Raw genomic sequence first — 19,522 nt, 5'->3', positions numbered from 1 at the left:
GTAGCCCAGCTTGTTTTAAACCCTACCCACAGCCATGATCTCCATCCTTGAAATCCGCTATTTAAAAACTTTGCAAGCGCTACATGAAGCCGGTAATTTGCTGCGTGCCGCAAGTTTATTAAATCTGACGCAATCCGCTTTATCGCATCAAATCAAACTTTTAGAAGAACATTACGGTAGCGCGCTGTTTGAGCGTAAGACCACACCGATACGCTTCACGGGGGCAGGCGAGCGTTTGCTGCAATTAGCGAATAGTGTCTTGCCGCAGGTAGCAGCGGCTGAGCGTGATTTGGCGCGTCTAGCGCAAGGTGTGGCCGGACAATTACGCATCGCGGTCGAATGCCATACCTGCTTCGATTGGTTGATGCCAGCGATGGATGTGTTTCGCACGCGCTGGCCAGAAGTCGAACTGGATATTGTGTCGGGCTTTCAGGCTGATCCGGTTGGATTGTTATATGAGCGACGCGCAGATATTGCAATCGTATCGGAAACCGACATCAGCGAAAAAGTACATTACCAACCGCTATTCCGTTTTGAAATCATCGCCCTGATTGCAAAAGATCACGCATTAGCGGAACGTGATTATTTGGTCGCACAAGACTTCGCCAACGACACCTTAATTACCTACCCAGTACCCGATGAGATGTTAGACGTGGTCAGGCAAGTGCTAGCCCCTGCTGGCGTCGTCACTGCTGGTCGTCGCACGACAGAATTAACCGTCGCCATGATGCAATTGGTTGCTAGCAAACGTGGTATCGCAACGCTGCCAGTGTGGGCTGCGCAGAATTATGTCAATCGTGATTATGTGCTGGCGAAACGTGTCACGGCATCAGGTTTAATTGGTAGCTTGTACGCAGCATCTTTGCCAGAAACTAGCGACAAAAGCTATTTGAAAGATTTCGTCGCGACCATCCGAGAAACCAGTTTTTTGAAATTGCCAAGTATAGATTTACTCTAGATTGGCTATAGATTTATTTTAGATTTGCGAAAGACCTGTGTTAAACTTTTCTTCAACAGGTGCGCGCTTCATTATCTTGAATCGTGTTAAACGGGAAAGTGGTCACGATAGCAAACTATCACCAAGCCCCTGCTGCCTCCGCAACGGTAAGTAAGTGCGGTTACATCATCTACGCCACTGGTTTTTTAAGACTGGGAAGGCGATGTAACAAGACTTACAAGCCCGGATACCGGCCTGTCGATCTCAATAGGAACACTGCGGAAGGCCGTGTTTGAAAGTGTTCAACATTCAATACCGCTTTCTGTTGAGTTTCTCTTAGATCTGATCACGTACGGATGGTGCGTGACGGATGATTTTTCACGTCGATCGATACGCTTTTTCCAACTGATTATTTGGCTTGTTGTTTGCTTGTTGTTTGCCTCTTATTTGCTTATGGCTAGTTTATTTTCAACTTATTCATGTACAGAATAATTGAGAAGATCAGAAGAAATTTCTTAAAAATGCTTTTTGCATTGATCGACATTATCAAAATTCATTCCGGCAGTTTAATCACTTTTTGACATCATGTTTTATGCGCATATTGCATCAGATTCTGCAAACGCCTCTTGAACGATGTCATTCGTAAAACTGCATCAGGAGTTTCACAGTTTTCTTCGCCGCACCCTATCTGTCAATCGTCATCTATGGACTGTTCGAGCATGTCCAGCCTTGAGGCACTTAGATGAAGAAATAGATAGGGTGCCTTTTTATTTGGATTTACACAAAATAGCGGCTGGCGTTGTGGTGTCCGCCTAGTCGTGCAACGCTACCTTCGGTTCCACGCACCCGACTCAAGCATTCAAGGGCAGGCTCTACCCTGCGCCATTTTAAGTATTCCTATTGAGGATTTCCATCACGCTGCATCATTCTCAACCGCGCGTAAAGTCCAAAAATCTCTCGCCATTTTTTCTTGCATCACATAATCGTAAGGGACGCTGAAATAACCTCCTTGTCCCCAGCTCTCGCCCCACGAATTCATGATGAGAAACCTTTGGGTCGCATCGTTGTATCCAACCGCTAGCACGGCATGACCACCAATTTTTTCTTCCTCTTTTTTGGGCAGTGCTAAAACACCACGTGCTTGCATAGACGCGCTGGTAAAAGCGCTAAATACAGTCAAGCCAAAGACAAAGGGAAATCCTTCTGCCAAGCATTCTTTCAGTTCAATTAAATCGTGTTGCACACGTTGATAAGCAATGCTTTGAAAGCGCAAAGCTTGCTGATAAGCGGTATCCGTTGGCAACTCTGCATATCGGTGCGCACGATAGGGCCAACTTCGCTCACGACAAATACCATGCTTGGCCACACTCTTCATCGCATCGCGAATTTGTGCACCTTTATTTTCCAGATGCATGCCGGCCAAGGCCCGTGCGTTGTAATGCAAAAACAAGCGCGAAGGAAGATATTTTGGCGCGGCTCGTTCCGACAATCTGGCTTCACGTAATAAATTAAACCGAAAGGCATGACAGACCGCATTCGCCGTGCAGCTACCAATGCGCTCACCTTGATCGAATACCGGCGGGCAATCGCGCCGCAAGTCGATCCGTGATGGCAAATCGACTACTGAAGCCCGAAACAAATGATCTCGCGCATCGGGAACATCTGCCTGCCATAAGAGTAACTTGTTGCGCATCATCTTAGTCTCTTACCTGTGTTTGAGAAAGCGAGTCTAAGCGAAGTAGCGAATCAAATCTATCGATCTCGATTCAATAACAAAAATTAACCGTTCAACCCTTTTGCACGGTTCAAACAAAGCTGCGTCATAGACAAAGTAGAAAGCATAAAATTTCACTTGTAAATGAGAATGATTCGCATTTATAATGGATTCATTGATTAACTTAAACGATCCGCTTTGTATGAACCTCACAGAATCTAGCCAAACCAGTCCCGCTCTACTGAAACCAGCAACAGCGGTCGCCGCGCCATTGCGCTTGCATAGTCGAGATATTTTACAAGGGCATCAAGAAATCGAAATTGAACACCAAGGCATGGTGTATCGATTGCGTTGTACGTCAATGGGAAAACTGATTCTGACTAAATAACTACGGAATTTTCTCTCAAAAATTCCAGATGCAGATTGCATTATTGTTTTTTTGTTGTTGCACTTATTGTTGTTGCACCTAATTACTTCGCTTTCCCTCATCCGTTTTATATTTTTAAAGCACCAGCCAGTCATCGCCAGCCAGTGCCACTTATGTGGAGACACTATGCATTGCAAAGCAAGCATTGTTCGCGCGCTGTTCGATGAGCAATCGCGCACCATCACGACCAACTCAAGCCAAGGAAGATTTGAGCAACGCAGGCAAATGCCAGAACGCAGCGCAATAAAGATCACCCTGCACACGCATGATGTTCGCTCGCCGATTGGAGCAAATCATCCATCAGCAATTTCACACTTTCAACACCCTGCCTTGCGCATTGATCGGTATGAGGATCAAGACAGTGCGAGAGCTTTATCTTGGCACGCCATCGCGCCATCACAAACCATCCAAGCGCTTTCTATCAGCCTAAGCGAGTGACATCAAATATGAAAAATAATGCCTGCCAACATTTAAGTATTGCCAATAGCAAAATTGGCGAAATCATGATTTGCCCGGAATGTGGTGTTGTGCACCTGAGCCTACAGTCAATTTCTCTGCGACTAGATCTGACGGCTTTTGCAGAGTTATCCAAGATGGTCGCACAAGCGCAGACCACGATAGAACATGCACAAAACTTTACGCCTGAGCAAAAGAGTCACGATTCACCACATACTTTCCACTAAATGTCATCAACATCAGGAGTTTCATCATGTGCGAAAAACACAGCTCTTCTGCCAAGAACGAATCTGCCACCAAGTCGTCTTCAGCCGGATCGCGCCGTCGTCGCTTATGGGATTTATCGCGCGATACGCATTGTCCTATCATCGGCGTTTGCATTCCGCTGGCGGTATTACGTCGCCTGATTAGCAAAGCTTTGGGCGGCAATATGCAGGCAGACGACTATGAAATTCATGTTGGCGCAATCGCTGAATGCAGTCAACGCAACCGAGTTTCCGAGATCTTGCAAGAAGATTTGGATCAACGCTATGCGCTAACCATCAAACGCTTCCGCATCGCGAAGACACGCGAAGCACTGGTGCAACTCTGGGTTGATGCGATTTATCAGGGTGACGTGGCTGGCGCATTCTGGGCTGGCTTAACCCATCCTTTGTGTGACTACAGCATACAAGAAGGCATGTGCCGCGATATGCACATGCTGCAACACCAAGCAGGTGCAACGGTGCGTGCTGACATCGTCAGATTTAATGCCTTATTGGAAGAGAACGCAATACTTGGTCGTGAGATGGCGCGGCAACAAGAACGGCAAACACGTCATATCCAAGAGAAGGCACATGAGATTGAACAATTACAGCAAACCATCGTGCAACTGCGGGCTGAAAATATTGGCAAAGAAAGCGTCATCGCTTATCTCAATACAGATTTACAAGCGCTCAAAAATACAGTTCCAGAATTAGCTAGCCGCCAACGCTTGCAACAAAAAATCGAACAAATGATATCGCGTCAACATGAGTTAGAACAATTGGTGCGCGAACTCAAGCATCAACTACTGTCCGCAACTCGGCGAACCGCTCAACATACTGAGCAAACTGAACAGCACCAAGTGCAAGAGGTGAAATCCGTCGAGATTAAACATCATCGAACGATTCCGATTGCGATTCAACTACAACAAAAAAATGTTTTATGTGTTGGCGGTCGTAGCGGCAATGTTGCTAGTTACCGCGATTTAATTGAGCGCGTAGGTGGCCGCTTTGCACATCACGATGGTGGCATGGAAGATAGTCAAAGTCTGTTAGATAGCAGCCTCGCTGCTGCTGATTTGGTGATCTGCCAAACTGGCTGCATTAGCCACAATGCGTATTGGCGTGTCAAAGAATTTTGTAAACGTACCGGCAAACGCTGTGTGTTCGTTGAGAATCCTAGCGTCTCATCACTGGCACGCGGTCTGGAACAAGCGTCTGAAGAATTAGAATCTGGGCAAAACGAAGAACATAGTAGCCCCACATCTTAAGGCCTCGCTTACTGCTCAATTTTATAGCCGCTGGTAGCTCCCACCCTACCAGCAAAAACGAATGAATTGCACGGGAAAGAGACACATGAGCCAACTCGCAACAACGATATTTCTACTTAGTGTAGTCATTGCCAATGGACTGATTTATCTATGCCATCAGCGTCAATCATGGCTCAATAAACCACTCCCCGCCATACCTTGGATGATCTGCGGATTCTTTATTCATATCAACGCATTCTTTACGGCACATACCTATCTAGGTCTGCTGAATGCAAGTCTGATTTATCTGCTGGTAAGCGCACTGAGCTTGGGTCTCACTTTTCTCATCGGGTCCTTGCTAAGAAAACGCCTACTTTCGTCAAAACTCAGTTGAAATAGGCAAACCCAAAATGACACGTGCCCCGAGTCCTAGGTCAATCAGTCAACTGCGCAATTGGTCGGTTGTGCGCAATACTCCACCCAGAAGTGAAATTACCAGGGTTCGCTTTGTCAGCGCCTTGTACGGAATAAGTACATAAGATTTCGGTGAAGCTTAGTTTAAATTGTTCAGTCGGCATATCGTTGGGGTGTGATTGAAACTGAATCTCGCTGATGATGGCGTCACGTAACTCAATCGTCATGAAGACAGCGAACTTCTCATTCGTTTTGCGTAAGATAAAAATCTTGGTTGGACTTTTTTGATCCGTGCTAAGCACTTGTGCACGCAGACAATATTCATATAACTTCACCGAAGTTTTATCGACATATTTCACGCAAGTAAATTCGGTAATAACCGGGCGATCTGAATTACGTGCCAAGTTACTTGGGTCTGTCGTGATCTGTTGTTTCATTCCTTGACGCAGCGATACCAATTCAATGCATTGAGCAAACTTGATATCGCCACTTTCTCTGCCATCTTCCGTCAACACAGGATTATCATCAGCGCCATCCATCAAGCCGCCGAACATTTCTGCATTACCGGGCTGCAACAAAATTAAATCCATTGAAGACTCCTCATATTAAGATTGTATGCGCTCACCGTTCATGTCAATTAATCTGTCAGGCAGCTATCAAGAAAATCGATGGGCGGGCTTAATTTCCTAGCTCCCGCGGCTTGCCGCCTAAGCACATTCTTAGACAGCATTCGATGATGTTCTGGCGACATGGAATAGCGGTTTAAGCTCAATGATGGAGGAGAAGGAAACAAGAGTCGGGCTAAGCAGCCCGACTTAGCGAGACACGATTAGGATGCAGCAAACACTTCAATAGCGCCAGGGCGACGCAACATTTTGTTGACTTCATCTAAATGCAACTCTTCGGCGACGATCATTTCGCGCGCATATTCTTCGAGTAGAACTGAATTGCCTTCGACAATTTTCAGCAATGCATAATAGGCAGACAAAGCGGTGGTTTCTAAATCCAAACTTTCACGCAAAATATCACCGATATCATGCTGCTCCGTTTCTAGTAGTGCACCAATTTTTAGCGAAGGATGACCACCTAGCAGCGTCACCAATTCACCAGCTTTGTGTGCATGCGCCAAACTCTCATCCGCATTTCCTTTCAACCACGAAACGATAGGAATACGGTTATAGCCATACACCATCAAAGAATAATGGGTGTAACGCACGACACCGGCAAGTTCCAATTCCATGATGTGATTCAGCGCATCAATTGCAGCTTGTTTTTTCATAGCATCCATTTTGTTTCTCCTTATTCAAACCTAAAAACCTAATAAGCCATCACGATATCTGCGGATTCACCGCGACTCGACAACTATACACAAAAATGACGATTTTGAATGCCATCCGCAATACTTCCGGCAAATAAAAAGCGCACCACCAGAATGATGATGCGCTTTAAGATCAATGCACTAATGACTAATCAGACTGACTAGTCATCGTTTCCATCATGCGATGCTTAGAACAAGACATTGGCACTTAATGAGAAGGTACGAGGTGTACCAACAGTGTATCGTGCGCCACTGTTATTCAAGGTATTGACATAAGCTTTGTCCGTCAAGTTCGCCACATTGAACTGCAAAGAAAGATTGCGATTCACCTGATAAGACGCGACGGCATCCGCCACCCAATTCGATGCGATATTTGGCATATTTTGCACCGCCAGATTCGCAGCCGGATCAATCACACGCTTTTGCTCCGAGGTATAACGTAATCCACCACCAATGGTGAACGCAGGCGTGATTTTGTAACTACTCCACAAAGTCGCTGTCAGATCTGGTGACCAACGTGTTGCAGCGCCAGCCGCATTGTTGCCAGTGGAACCTTGTAAGACTTTTGTCTTCATGGTTGCTGCACCGGCGGTCACTTGCCAATCTGGATTGATTTGTCCAACGATACCAATTTCAACACCTTCAACACGGCGCTTACCAAATTGGGCAAAGGCATTTGTAACGCTATCGACTTGGACGATTTCATTAGTACTATCGGTGCGATAAAAAGCCGCCGTCAATGACAAGGATTTGTCTAACAAATCCCACTTGGTACCTAATTCCAAATTGGTGGTTTTTTGTGCATCCGCTAAAGGACCATTGATATTATTTGCCGCACTGCTCAGCGAAAAATTCGCACTACCTGGCGGCGTTAATGAGGTTGCATACACACCGTACAAACGACCATTTTTAGCAACTTTGTAAACAGTACCTAATTTCCAACTTAAGAGGTCATCACTCTTCGTTACTTTCGCAGGAATCAAAGTGCCAACTGGCAGTGTTGGATTCGCCGCTGCAGTGGATAAACTGACCGTGCGTGATTCTGTGTTGTAGCGCTCGTAGCGCAAGCCTGTGTTCAACTGCCATGCGTCATTCAAATCGATCGCATCAAAGACATAGAGGGCGACAGTTTTGGTTTGACCTTCTGCCGTTGCACCATTTTTCACAGGAATAGGCAAACTCACATTGGCATTCGGGTTGTACAGATTGGCTGCTGGCACAACGACACCTGTTGGCACCGCTAGAGTATTGGTGTTTTGTTTTTCCATCAAGAGCTCAACACCCGCAGACAAACTATGTTTCAAACCTGCGGTATCGAAGCTGCTGTTAACACTGGTTTGGTTCGCGATAATTTCATTGCTTTGATCCAAACCTTGACGTGAGCGAGCCACCGTCCAAGTGTCTTGCGCGCCAGCGGCGGTAACACCGTTGATACCTGTCACCACACGTTTCATGGAGGATTGCCCGTAACGCGTAATATTGCGTAAGACTGTCGTGTCGCTCAAATCGAATTCAAACTTGGCAGTAGCCATATCCGCTTCTACTTTTTCGAAGTCGTTGACGCTACCGTAAAAGTTTTCGCTATCGACTTTAGGCGCATTCAACAATAAGGCATTCGCGTTATAGAAGCCTTTTAGGCCAACGGTAGGAATACCACCGTCTGGTACATTGTTTTGACGAATGTGTTGTGAGTAAAAATAGGCACGTGATTTTTGCCCCAAGCCCACGGCGATAGACGGCGCGATACCGTAGCCATTACTCTCGACCTGATCACGACCTGCAACACCACCATCTTGCTTGAACACGTTCAAGCGCAAGGCTGTCGTATCACCGATTTTGCGATTGATGTCGGCAGTGACGCGTTTGTTATTGCCATTATTGATGCTGGCAGTACCACTCGTCACATCGTCCAACATCGCCGCTTTAGACGCCAAATTAATATAGCCAGAAGCTGCACCACGACCAACGTCTGCGCCTGCCGGACCTTTGACGACTTCAACTTGTTCTACATTAAATGTGTCGCGTGTAATCGCTCCTAAATCACGAACGCCATCGACAAAAACGGAAGACTGACTGGCGAAACCACGCATCTGGAATGTATCACCCGCGGCAGTATTACCATTTTCACCCAATTGCATTGTGATACCTGGCGTATTGCGCAAAGCGTCCATCAAGTTGTATGCGCCTTGTTCTTGCAAGAGTTCTTTTTTGATGACCGATACCATCTGCGGCGTTTCCAACAAGGGTTTCACCAGTTTACTGGAGCTAGATACTTCTGCCTTGTAAGGGATATCTTGCGTGCTTTGCACTTTAATTTCAGGCAAAGCATTTTCTTTTTTACTTTGCTCTTGCGTACTCTTTTGCGCTTCGGTTTGTGCTTGCACCGACAGCGGTGCTGCCAAAACAGCAATAGCGATCAAAGTATGTTTGAACTGGACCGCGTTTTTTTGATGTTGACGACTACGAATATATGCCACAAAAATTCTCCGGTTAGGAATGTTAAAAATATGAAAATAAAATGAATCAGAAACAGAGGCGCAGCATTCAACACAAGTTCAGTGTGGTTGAAAGTAGTTAGCTTAAGTTTCAATCAAAATAAAGGGAGAAGGCTGGCTAGTGACAACCGCTTGGAGTGGACGGCTTCGATGGCTGGCGAAAAACATTAAGACGAATGATAATCGTTCTCATTTTGATTTGCAACAAGTAAATGAGAATGATTCCCATTTACTTTGCATTAAAGATTGTTTAGAATGCCTGTCAACGCCAAGCATCAGACGCTCGAAACATAGAGAAGCACGGAATTATTCAAATAACTGAAACCATCCGCGCCTCCCTAGACAAAAACAAAGTGGGTAGCAATGTTGATGACGGCCAATCACTTATTTACTACGGATGAATCATCATGATGTTGCATATCCCCGGCGTTCTCACTTTGGATGAAGTGAATTATTTACGTCAACGCCTGCAAGAAACGAATTGGGTAGACGGCAAACAAACCGTTGGTGCGCAAGGTGCGCTGGTAAAACAAAATCGCCAATTACCAGAACATGCTGAGGTTTCATTAGAACTGGGACAAATGGTACTGGCGGCGCTAAAGAAGAATCCTACGTTCTATTCAGCCGCCCTTCCTTTACGCATCGTGCCACCTTTATTTAATGCCTATGCCGGCGGCGAGCATTATGGTTTACATGTCGATGGTTCTATTCGTCAGGTACCGAATGCTGACTTCAGCTTACGCACAGATGTGTCTTCGACTTTATTTTTATGCGACCCTGACGAATATGAGGGTGGCGAGCTAGAAGTGATCGATACCTATGGTGCACATGAAGTCAAGTTGCCGGCTGGTGATCTGATTTTGTATCCATCCACCAGCTTGCATCAAGTGAAGCCAGTAACGCGCGGAGTTCGCGTTTGCTCGTTCTTTTGGACGCAAAGCATGATCCGTGACGATGCACGTCGCAACATGTTATTTGAGATGGATCAATACATACAAAGCTTACGCGGGCAAATTGGTGACAGTGCAGAGGTCTTAGGGCTGACTGCGCAGTATCATAATCTGATCCGCATGTGGGCAGAGACTTGATCGAGTTTGCTGGAGTTTGATCTGATTTGAATTTGTCTGTTGTTACGAGTTTTCCAACCAGCTTTCCGACGAACGTCAGACTATCGGTAACAATGCGATACAAATCAATTGTTCAAATAATTCCAATTGAGAATGATTCTCAATTAAAATAGCATGTCTTGTCAGTAAGCTTTTGCTGACATCACCACCTTGACGAATTTATTAAGTATTTACAACGTGTCTACTCCTCAACAACAACGCGCTTTTTGGCTGCGTCATTTACACAACTGGCATTGGATCAGTTCCGCGATTTGTTTAATCGCGATGATGTTATTTGCTGTGACAGGCTTCACTTTAAATCATGCTGCCGATATCGAAGCTAGCCCAAAAACCAGCCAAAAGACCGGGCAAGTTCCCGCCAGTCTTTTGCAACAATTAAATGCCGAAGTAAAGCAGCGTAGCCAGAAAAATGCAGATACCAGTTTGCCCGCTAGCATGTTGCAATGGCTGGAAACACAACATCGTATTGATGCCGCCAACAAAGCAGCGGAATGGTCGCCAGAAGAAATTTATGTCGCCTTACCGCGCCCAGGTGGCGATGCTTGGTTGCGAGTCAATTTAGAAGACGGCGCACTGGAATATGAAAAAACGGAACGTGGTGTGATCGCTTATTTAAACGATCTGCACAAAGGCCGCAACACTGGTACCGCATGGTCATGGTTCATTGATATTTTTGCCTTGGCTTGTCTGATCTTTTGTATTACAGGATTATTTTTACTCAAAATGCATGCGAGCAACCGTCGCTTAACCTGGCCTTTGGTGGTCGCAGGTTTAGTGATACCGATGCTACTGAGTATTATGTTTATTCACTAAGTTTGACCGTTTTTGTTGGTATTTGCCAGCCGATGAGTCTTCGTCATGCCAGCCGTTCGTTTCCTTTGTTTTACTGTTTTTCTATCTGCGATTAGTGTCGCACTATAAAAAAACGCATGACAGAACACCGTCAGAAACGCCCTAAAAAAATCATCATCGGGCGCTTCAGCTATGCACAAAAAAAGAGAATTTCTATTTAATCTGACTCATATTTATCGAGGTAAATTTATGCAAAAAATACTTCCCTTCGCTATCAGCACTTTACTAGGCACGTCTGCGATGGCAGCGGAATTAGTGGTAAAAGTTGAAGTTCCAAAACTCAATGTCGCTGAATATCATCGTCCTTATGTGGCGATTTGGGTTGAACGTCCTGATCAAAGTTTTGCGGCCAATTTATCGGTTTGGTATGACCTCAAAAAGCGCGATAACGAAGGCGCGAAATGGTTGAAAGATATGCGTCAATGGTGGCGTCGTAGTGGTCGCGATGTGTCCATGCCTATGGACGGTGTGAGTAGCGCGACAAGAATTGTTGGCGAACATACACTCAGCTTTGCCAGTGATAAAACCGCGCTGGCGAAATTGCCTGCAGGTGATTACAACTTATTAGTCGAGGCATCACGTGAAGGCGGTGGTCGTGAAGTGGTCAAGGTTCCATTTACTTGGGGCGGCAAAGACGGCAAACTCGCGTCCGCACAAGGCGGCCACGAGTTAGGCAAAATCTCGGTACAAGTTAAACCATAATCAAATTCACCTCAGATAAAACTTTATTCAAGGATCCTTCCATGAAACTCTTTTCCAATAAAACTCGCCAAAGTTTGTGTGTCGCATTAGCCGCTTGCATGCCTTTATTGGCGCCGCTAGATGCGCTGGCGCATCGTCAATTTATCGTTCCGACCTCAACTGTGGTGAACGGCAAAGCACCGTGGGTCAGTTTTGACGCGGCGGCGGCAACGGATGTATTTTTCTTCGATCACGTTGCGATGAATCTAAATAATTTAGTCATCACCGCAGCAGATGGTTCCAACATCAAAGCAGAAAATCAAAGCAGCGGTAAATTACGAAGTAACTTCGATATTCGTGCTGAATTACCAGGCACCTACAAAATCAGCGTAGTCAACGATGGTATCAATGCTAGCTACAAAGAAAATGGTGCGCCAAAACGTTGGCGCGGTACGGCAGAAGCCTTTGCCAAAGAAGTTCCTGCGAACGCACAAGATTTGCAAGTGAGTCATAACCAAGGACGCGTCGAAACTTTTGTTACTAATGGCAAGCCAAACAATACGGCATTGAAACCAACTGGCAAGGGATTGGAATTAAATCCAATCACACATCCAAATGATTTGATGAATGGCGACCAAGCCCAGTTCCAATTCTTAATCGATGGCAAACCTGCTGCTGGCGTTAAAGTTACCGTGATTGCCGGTGGTATTCGCTATCGTCAAAAACTCGATGAGCAATTATTAACCGCCGACAGCGAAGGTAAAGTGAGCATTAAATGGCAAGGTGCTGGTTTGTATTGGATGCAAGCGAGTTTTAGCGACAACAAATCCAGTATTCCTGGTGTCAAAGAACGTCGTGCCAGCTACGTTGCCACTTTAGAAGTGATGCCTGACTAATTTCATACTCTCCCAAGAGTCGCGTGTCGGTATTCCCCCAAGATACTGACACGCAAACCCCTTCTTTTGCTATCTTGTCTCCGACTTCCCACGTGCCGATTCTCACCCATATGCCGCCATCGAGTTCATCTCAAACTAGACAACGTCAGGTGTTAATTCCGCTCACGATGCAACGACCAAGTCAGCCAGATCACCATGCGCAATTGCATGATCTGCGCGGATTCACCATGGGTACGACTTGGCAGGTACAGTGTTATGCCAACTCGTCAATCGAAGCGGATAAGTTACAAGCGGGCATTCAAGCAGAACTCGATCAAGTCGTAGCACAAATGAGCCCTTGGGAAGCCGATTCCGATATCAGTCGCTTTAATCGCGCAGCGGCAAATAGCTGGCATGTTTTGCCTGCGGACTTTTTTAAGGTCTTGCAACACAGCTTATTTGTTGCGGAACAAACCCAAGGCGCCTATGACCCATGCATAGGCCATCTAGCGAATCTTTGGGGATTCGGACCCAAAGGAAAAATCACGGTAGCGCCTGATTCAACCCACATTCAACAAGCATTACAAGCATCGAATTGGCGTCAACTCAAACTAAATACGACAGACCAAAGTGTCTTGCAAACGGGCGATCTTGAAATCGATTTGTGTTCAACCGCAAAGGGTTTCGGTGTGGACCAACTTGCGCGCTATTTGCAGCAAATCGGCATCCATAGTTATTTGGTTGAAATCGGCGGTGAATTACGAGGCTTAGGGTGTAAACCTGATGGTCAACCGTGGTGGGCGAATTTAGAACAACTTGAAGGACAAACTGAACAAGTGGAATATGTGGCAGCGCTACACGGTCTTGCAATTGCTACTTCGGGTGATTATCAACGTTACTTTATACACGACGCTAAACGCTATTCCCATACGATAGATCCACGCAATGGCTATCCGGTACAACATGGCGTCGCATCTGTCACCGTCTTGCACCCAGAATGCATGATCGCTGATGCCTTGGCAACCGCGATGACCGTATTAGACCCAGAAGCAGGCATGGACTACGCAACCCGCCTGCATGTCGCAGCACGAATAGTGGTGCGTGAGAACGATGCCTTTCACGAACATCTGAGCCCCACATTTGTAGCCATGATGAATGATGACTAAGGCAATCCCGAAAAGTCGCCATCAAAAATTGATTTGAACTTCACACTATGTCGTCAACAAAGAAATTAAATCTCAGCAAAACTCGCTTGCTCAATCTAGGTCTGATCGTGACACTAGTTCTCAGCGCGATTTGCTTATTCGCATCCTTAGAACAGTACCTGAGCATCCAACAAGTGCGGGTAGTTACTACAGTCATTTTACTGCTCTGCTACACCTTATTTTATTATTGGATACAAGATCGGCATGCGCAAGCACATCGGGCACATCAGGCGCATCGTGCAAATCATCAAGTTCCATCAGCATCGCTCAGTGCAGAATCGCTGAATCAAAACGAGATATTGATTGTCTATGCTAGCCAAACTGGTTACGCAGAACAGCTCGCGCTTCAAACCCAAACCAGTTTGCAGCAAGGCGGCATGCAAACCCATTTGCTCGACATCAGTCAGTTAGATTCCGCGCTCCTACAAAAAGCGCAGCAAATACTCTTCATCGCCAGTACTACCGGCGAAGGTGATGCACCAGATAGTGCGGCCAAATTTACTCGCGACATCATGACGCAATCGCTGTCACTCACGCATTGCCGTTATGCGTTGCTCGCCTTGGGCGATCGTCACTATCAAGCCTTCTGCGCTTTTGGTCACCAACTTGATCACTGGCTACATCAGCAAGGCGCAAAAACTTTGTTCGATTTAGTCGAAGTCGATAACGGCGACGATGGCGCGCTACGTCATTGGCAACATCATCTAGGGGTGCTGAGTGGTCATACAGATCTCGCCGATTGGCACCCTGCCGAGTATGAAACATGGACACTGACAGAACGCCGATTACTCAATGCAGGTAGCCAAGGAAATGCGGTCTACCAGTTACGTCTAACACCACCAACAAAGCGTGATTGGCAAGCTGGCGACATCGCAGAAATATTACCGCGTCGCCCAGGTCTAGAAATAGTTTTGCCACACCGCGAATATTCGATTGCGTCTATCCCGCAAGATGGCGCGGTGGAACTTATTGTCAGGCAAATGCAGCAAGCCGATGGTAGTTTAGGGTGGGGCTCTGGATGGCTGACGCACTTCGCAGAATTGGGAACCGCCATACAACTACGCTTGCGTAACAATCGTAGCTTTCATCCACCGGATAGCGATTGCCCACTGATCTTGATCGGGAACGGTACCGGCATCGCAGGCTTACGCGCCCATCTCAAACATCGTGCACAGCAAGGACAACGGCAAAATTGGCTATTCTTCGGCGAGCGCAATCGCGAACACGATTTTTTCTGCCAAACAGAAATCGAACAATGGCAAACCAGCGGTGTTCTAAGCAAACTGGATCTGGCCTTTTCCCGCGATCAATCTCAGCGTATATACGTGCAAGACAAATTACGCGAACAAGCTGCGACACTAAGCGAATGGATCAGCAATGGCGCCGCAATCTATGTCTGTGGAAGTCTAGAAGGCATGGCAGGCGGAGTCGATGCCGCATTGCGCGAGATGTTAGGTGATGAAGTATTAGAAACAATGCGCGAGAATGGCTTGTATCGACGCGATGTTTATTAAGGTTTGATTTTAGCTTCTTGTTAATGACTTTAAACCATGGTAAGTTGCAATCGACATTGCATTCTTACCTCCACAACATGAAGAAAAAATACCTTACTATTTATTTTCTTTCGACCTTGAGCGCGCTTATCTGGGGCTACTTTTCAGATTTACGGCATGGAGAAATCGCTTGGTTTGTTGGTCGACTTATTTTCGTTCCTTTATTTACTCTACTTACCTACTCCCTATTTTCCAGCCTAAAGAAAAATATGGCGCCGGATTCAAAATAAAAACAAAGAGGCTAATTTGATGAAATTGAACTTACTCAAACGTCTTGCCGCATTATGTTTGTTCATCTCATTCTTCCTGCCTTTATCTCAATGCAGTGTACAAAAAGATCCAACACAGACACCATCCACTCAAGAAATCCTTACGGCTTCGCCATCTGTTGATGTGAGATATGCCTACAACGCAGATCACGATACGATGATGTTCCGTGCGGTCAACGTATTTGCCTTTACTTGGCCTTTAATGTTAACACTTGTTTTATTGGTGTACGCTAAGTTTGAACACATTTTATCTGTCCAAATTACCGCAATCGCCTTGTGTTTGGCTTCGGCTTTTTGCTTACTAAGGCTGACTAGTTTTGGCGAATTATTAATCGGTGGCTATTTAGCTTGGGGTTCGCTCATCACTTATTTCCTTGTTAGCCTAACGCAGTTTTTGCAGCGAGTAAGACAAGTTTGGTCACTCGCTGAAAACTAAATTATTCTCACAATTAATAGGTCTACTCATTCCCTAGGTTGATTCTCTTCACAATTGAAAAGCGTAGGGCATGCATTTTTTTTACAGCATCGACATGAACAAACAACGCTCAACTTACGGTGTTCTATTTGGATTATCACTGCTTTTAGTGACCCTATCAAATTCTGCAAAGGCAGAACAAACTCATCTGAATCGCAGCACCGATACTCTTGCGCCGATTCTCACCTGTATAGCACAAGGCAATTTACAACTAGCCAAGACCAACAGACTACCAGCCCACATACAGTTTCGTCAGGTCATGACCACGGAAGGCAATCGCAAGGTAAGTACGCTAGATGGCTATAAACTAATTTTGGAAACCGCACCAAATGTCATGTTTGTCGATTTGAAGCTTGAACAATCTGACGCAAAACTGTTTTCAGAAGATCGTGTCGCGATCATCGCGCAAATGCAGAAAGTTTATCAATCAAAAATGACTCCGGCGAAGCCCATACCTATCAGAAAACACCACGATATTGAGATCATTGCGCTTGATCAATCTTCACTCGAAGTTAATGGACCACTTAGTATATATACCTTATTGTCAGAATCAAGAGCGGTCATCGCTACCGCGTATATGATGAATCAGCCAGCCGAGCTAGGCGCATTCAAGACCATGCGTGAATATGAAGTGCTGCGTGACCAATTTATCGATGACTTAGTCGGCTGTTTGAAAGCAGATCAAACAGTCACCGCTACCACGCAGGAATAATGTCGCCCAAATTCATCAGCTTTCTGAGTAGCCAATTCCACCAGCGTTGCTGATTTCCAATCGCTCTTCCAGCAGTTTTCTGTCACCTTGACGAAATTCGACAAACTCTAGCCCGATGCGAAATAATTTCTGCGATAGGATGGTGTAATTCATACGACAGGTGATTTCCAAGATTTTCTCTCGTGCACCTGCATTCAATGGTGGTAATGCTAGCAATAGGATGACTTTTCCATCATGAAAAACATTGTAATCACAATGTATGCTCAAGCCGCCCAAGGAGATTTCATTGACGCGACCGTGGAAGGTTTTTTTACCTTTACCACCTTCGTACACAATCGCAATCCGCCATTTCACCAGATAGCGTTTATGTATGCGGCTTTCGATGCGGGATAATTTAGTTGGAATGCTTGGGGGATTAAACTGCGCTGATGCGTTCTCTTTAGGCATCACAGCTTCCTGCCGGATTTGTGCTACCAGCGGGTGCTCACTCTTGGCTTGATCGCTAATAATTTTTGTCATAACGCTGTTTGCTTGCTCGCCAAATGTTCATCTGTGTTTAGTCTAATGTTAGACGAATTCAATGCAAGTTTATCACGCACTCACTTTACTGCCTGTAAATAATCAGGGGAATTAGCAAGCAAGTATGAATTCATCGAAATTACGTTCTTGCATGCAAATATAGACTTACTTACTGCATCAACGCAAGCCTTGATCCATCACATGGGTGCAAGAAATCTACTATCAAGCGCGGTTTTTTGCTACGATGCTGCGCTTGCCCTCTTTCTGGGTTCATCTCAATATTGATACAACATGCTGCGCGAAAAATTGTTTTTAAGTACCGTCTTTCTAGTTCTGTCTTTGATGGCAGGTTTGGCTTGCCTGCCCTTGTTTGGCGCATTGTTTGTCGATCAAAAAATGGCTAGCACATTAGGTAGTGCGGTGATTTTATTGCTGCCTTTGCTCAGTCTCGGCATGCTATGGCGCATCCAATCGCTATCAATTTATGATCTGCGCCGCCTCAGTTTTTTATGTTGGGGGACATTGATCACGTTCATTGGGATCATGAATTTTATCTTGATTAAAGAACATACTAATTCACACAGCACGATCATTATGTTAGGTCTGGTCTGCATCGCAATTAGCTTTCATGCACGATACAAAGCGAACAAACAGAAAGCAGCATCAGCGGTATAAGCACCTTCTGCTCTTTACACAGACATCACTTAATCAAAAGGCAAATTTTTGTCTATCCGCCTTGAAGTGTCTTTTCTACTGTCAGTCAGAAAAGACACAATTTGATAAACATTCTTAATTTCCCAACTTCTTACTCTCAGTAAAGATTTATTTAGGCTATCATTTTCATTCGCATTAACGACTTCCCCTTTGTCGTAAATGCATTACTTCCGCCAAACTCATGTGTTGTCACCGGAGTAGTTGAATGGAAATGCAAGTGTTAGTCATCGATGATGCACAGATTAATGTGACCTTACTTTGTCGTTTGCTAGAAAAAATTGAACAATGTTCCTCGATCAGCTTTCTAGTACCCGAATCTGCGCTCGCTTGGTGTCAAGACCATGTCCCTGATGTCGTCTTAGTCGATTACATGATGCCTGCAATGAATGGCATAGAATTCATTCGGCGCTTTCGCACACTAAAGCACTGCGCTGACATTCCCGTCTTAATGATCACCGCGAACGACGAAGTCGCACTACGTTATGAAGCGCTCGAAGTTGGTGCCAATGATTTCTTGATTAAACCCGTCGATAAAATCGAATTTTTGGCACGCACAAAAAATATGCTGGCACTGCGGCGCAATCAGCGATATCTGGAAAACCGCGCTTCTTGGCTTGATGCTGAAGTACAAAAAGCGATTTTAGAGATTCGAGCGCGCGAACAAGAAACCATATTGCGGCTGTGTAAAGCGGCCGATTCACGTGATCCAGAAACTGGCGCGCATATTGTGCGCATGGCGAATTACTCCTGTCTAATTGCAAAAAACCTGCGATTGCCAGAATCTGTACAAGCGATGATTTTAGAAGCCGCACCCATGCACGACATCGGCAAAGTTGGCATTCCTGATCATATTTTGCTCAAACCAGGCAAACTAAGCGCAGATGAATTTTCCATCATGAAAACGCACGCGAGCTTAGGTCACCAAATTTTGGCTGGCAGCGCATCAGAAACTTTGCAAATGGGTGCCGAGATTGCACTTTCCCATCATGAAAAATTCGACGGCAGTGGCTATCCAAACGGTCTAAGCGGCACAAATATTCCTTTGTCGGCACGCATTGTTGCGGTTGCTGATGTGTTTGACGCATTAACTTCCGAGCGCCCCTATAAACGCGCTTGGGAAGTTGATCGCGCTATCGAATTTTTGAAAGATGGTAGTGGCCAGCATTTTGATCCACTATGTGTGGATGCATTTCTGGCTGATTTCTCACAAGTGTTGGCCATCAAAGAACGCTATCGCGAAGATAGTGATGATCTTAAAGTATTTGGTTCCTATTAAATTGAAACGCA

General features: G+C 45.5%; 21 protein-coding genes and 1 riboswitch. Of the genes, 16 read left to right on the top strand and 5 right to left on the bottom strand.

Translation table 11 applies throughout. The features are described 5' to 3' along the window. The first annotated feature begins 34 nt into the window (after nucleotides 1-34). Nucleotides 35-958: a LysR family transcriptional regulator gene (locus H8K33_RS17305; protein ID WP_186892321.1), complete on the top strand. Its 924-nt coding sequence runs from the start codon at nucleotides 35-37 to the stop codon at nucleotides 956-958. Between the two features lie 40 nt (nucleotides 959-998). After that, a riboswitch (cobalamin riboswitch) is annotated at nucleotides 999-1,210 on the top strand. A 640-nt stretch (nucleotides 1,211-1,850) separates the two neighbouring features. On the opposite strand, the gene H8K33_RS17300 is transcribed toward H8K33_RS17305, so the two are convergent. Further along, nucleotides 1,851-2,633: a C1 family peptidase gene (locus H8K33_RS17300; protein ID WP_186892320.1), complete on the bottom strand. Its 783-nt coding sequence runs from the start codon at nucleotides 2,631-2,633 to the stop codon at nucleotides 1,851-1,853. A gap of 220 nt (nucleotides 2,634-2,853) precedes the next feature. Here H8K33_RS17300 and hemP point away from each other — a divergent pair, with 220 nt between their 5' ends. The 5 genes from hemP to H8K33_RS17275 all read left to right on the top strand — a co-directional run bounded on the left by hemP (nucleotide 2,854) and on the right by H8K33_RS17275 (nucleotide 5,420). Then, nucleotides 2,854-3,039 (top strand): hemin uptake protein HemP, encoded by a 186-nt coding sequence (hemP, locus tag H8K33_RS17295; protein ID WP_186892319.1) that lies wholly within the window; start codon nucleotides 2,854-2,856, stop codon nucleotides 3,037-3,039. Nucleotides 3,040-3,204: 165 nt separating this feature from the next. Further along, nucleotides 3,205-3,516: a hypothetical protein gene (locus H8K33_RS17290; RefSeq protein ID WP_186892318.1), complete on the top strand. Its 312-nt coding sequence runs from the start codon at nucleotides 3,205-3,207 to the stop codon at nucleotides 3,514-3,516. A gap of 8 nt (nucleotides 3,517-3,524) precedes the next feature. Continuing rightward, complete coding sequence (locus H8K33_RS17285; protein WP_186892317.1) at nucleotides 3,525-3,761, top strand: hypothetical protein; 237 nt, start codon at nucleotides 3,525-3,527, stop codon at nucleotides 3,759-3,761. Between the two features lie 26 nt (nucleotides 3,762-3,787). Then, a complete protein-coding gene (locus H8K33_RS17280; RefSeq protein ID WP_186892316.1) occupies nucleotides 3,788-5,047 on the top strand; it encodes a DUF2325 domain-containing protein in 1,260 nt (419 codons plus the stop codon). An 85-nt stretch (nucleotides 5,048-5,132) separates the two neighbouring features. Next, nucleotides 5,133-5,420 carry a hypothetical protein gene (locus H8K33_RS17275; protein WP_186892315.1) on the top strand — a complete coding sequence of 96 codons (288 nt, stop codon included), beginning with the start codon at nucleotides 5,133-5,135 and terminating at the stop codon, nucleotides 5,418-5,420. A 40-nt stretch (nucleotides 5,421-5,460) separates the two neighbouring features. On the opposite strand, the gene H8K33_RS17270 is transcribed toward H8K33_RS17275, so the two are convergent. The 3 genes from H8K33_RS17270 to H8K33_RS17260 form a co-directional block, all read right to left on the bottom strand. Further along, nucleotides 5,461-6,030: a type VI secretion system tube protein Hcp gene (locus H8K33_RS17270; protein ID WP_186892314.1), complete on the bottom strand. Its 570-nt coding sequence runs from the start codon at nucleotides 6,028-6,030 to the stop codon at nucleotides 5,461-5,463. Nucleotides 6,031-6,269: 239 nt separating this feature from the next. Beyond that, complete coding sequence (locus tag H8K33_RS17265; protein ID WP_186892313.1) at nucleotides 6,270-6,728, bottom strand: ferritin-like domain-containing protein; 459 nt, start codon at nucleotides 6,726-6,728, stop codon at nucleotides 6,270-6,272. A gap of 218 nt (nucleotides 6,729-6,946) precedes the next feature. Beyond that, on the bottom strand, nucleotides 6,947-9,235 hold the full coding sequence (locus H8K33_RS17260) for a catecholate siderophore receptor Fiu (RefSeq protein WP_222613478.1): 2,289 nt from the start codon (nucleotides 9,233-9,235) through the stop codon (nucleotides 6,947-6,949). Between the two features lie 425 nt (nucleotides 9,236-9,660). Here H8K33_RS17260 and H8K33_RS17255 point away from each other — a divergent pair, with 425 nt between their 5' ends. From H8K33_RS17255 to H8K33_RS17220, 8 genes are all read left to right on the top strand, one after another. Further along, nucleotides 9,661-10,341: a Fe2+-dependent dioxygenase gene (locus tag H8K33_RS17255; protein ID WP_186892312.1), complete on the top strand. Its 681-nt coding sequence runs from the start codon at nucleotides 9,661-9,663 to the stop codon at nucleotides 10,339-10,341. A gap of 216 nt (nucleotides 10,342-10,557) precedes the next feature. Continuing rightward, nucleotides 10,558-11,193 carry a PepSY-associated TM helix domain-containing protein gene (locus H8K33_RS17250; RefSeq protein ID WP_186892311.1) on the top strand — a complete coding sequence of 212 codons (636 nt, stop codon included), beginning with the start codon at nucleotides 10,558-10,560 and terminating at the stop codon, nucleotides 11,191-11,193. A 228-nt stretch (nucleotides 11,194-11,421) separates the two neighbouring features. After that, on the top strand, nucleotides 11,422-11,934 hold the full coding sequence (locus H8K33_RS17245; RefSeq protein WP_186892310.1) for a DUF2271 domain-containing protein: 513 nt from the start codon (nucleotides 11,422-11,424) through the stop codon (nucleotides 11,932-11,934). Between the two features lie 41 nt (nucleotides 11,935-11,975). Continuing rightward, on the top strand, nucleotides 11,976-12,809 hold the full coding sequence (locus H8K33_RS17240; protein ID WP_186892309.1) for a DUF4198 domain-containing protein: 834 nt from the start codon (nucleotides 11,976-11,978) through the stop codon (nucleotides 12,807-12,809). 23 nt (nucleotides 12,810-12,832) lie between these two features. After that, entirely contained in the window at nucleotides 12,833-13,954 is a 1,122-nt protein-coding gene (locus tag H8K33_RS17235) for an FAD:protein FMN transferase (RefSeq protein ID WP_343043841.1), read from the top strand. A 47-nt stretch (nucleotides 13,955-14,001) separates the two neighbouring features. Further along, nucleotides 14,002-15,507, top strand: coding sequence for a sulfite reductase subunit alpha (locus H8K33_RS17230; protein WP_186892308.1), 1,506 nt, complete (start codon nucleotides 14,002-14,004; stop codon nucleotides 15,505-15,507). A 288-nt stretch (nucleotides 15,508-15,795) separates the two neighbouring features. Further along, nucleotides 15,796-16,251, top strand: coding sequence for a hypothetical protein (locus tag H8K33_RS17225; protein ID WP_186892307.1), 456 nt, complete (start codon nucleotides 15,796-15,798; stop codon nucleotides 16,249-16,251). A 70-nt stretch (nucleotides 16,252-16,321) separates the two neighbouring features. Then, the gene (locus tag H8K33_RS17220) at nucleotides 16,322-17,002 is read left to right on the top strand and encodes a hypothetical protein (RefSeq protein ID WP_222613476.1); all 681 of its coding nucleotides are present in this window, start codon (nucleotides 16,322-16,324) and stop codon (nucleotides 17,000-17,002) included. A gap of 15 nt (nucleotides 17,003-17,017) precedes the next feature. Here H8K33_RS17220 and H8K33_RS17215 read toward each other — a convergent pair whose 3' ends face one another. Then, nucleotides 17,018-17,521, bottom strand: a complete 504-nt coding sequence (locus tag H8K33_RS17215; protein ID WP_186892305.1) for a PilZ domain-containing protein — start codon at nucleotides 17,519-17,521, stop codon at nucleotides 17,018-17,020. Between the two features lie 291 nt (nucleotides 17,522-17,812). Here H8K33_RS17215 and H8K33_RS17210 point away from each other — a divergent pair, with 291 nt between their 5' ends. Together H8K33_RS17210 and H8K33_RS17205 are read left to right on the top strand one after the other, a co-directional pair. Then, a complete protein-coding gene (locus H8K33_RS17210; protein ID WP_186892304.1) occupies nucleotides 17,813-18,196 on the top strand; it encodes a hypothetical protein in 384 nt (127 codons plus the stop codon). A gap of 244 nt (nucleotides 18,197-18,440) precedes the next feature. After that, nucleotides 18,441-19,511, top strand: coding sequence for an HD domain-containing phosphohydrolase (locus H8K33_RS17205; protein ID WP_343043840.1), 1,071 nt, complete (start codon nucleotides 18,441-18,443; stop codon nucleotides 19,509-19,511). Nucleotides 19,512-19,522 lie beyond the last annotated feature (11 nt).

The sequence above is a fragment of the Affinundibacterium amnicola genome, assembly GCF_014284275.1.
In the GTDB taxonomy this organism is placed as follows: Bacteria; Pseudomonadota; Gammaproteobacteria; order Burkholderiales; family Burkholderiaceae_D; genus Undibacterium; species Undibacterium amnicola.
The sequence above is the reverse complement of the archived record's forward strand: the minus strand, read 5'-3'. Positions and strand labels throughout refer to the sequence as shown.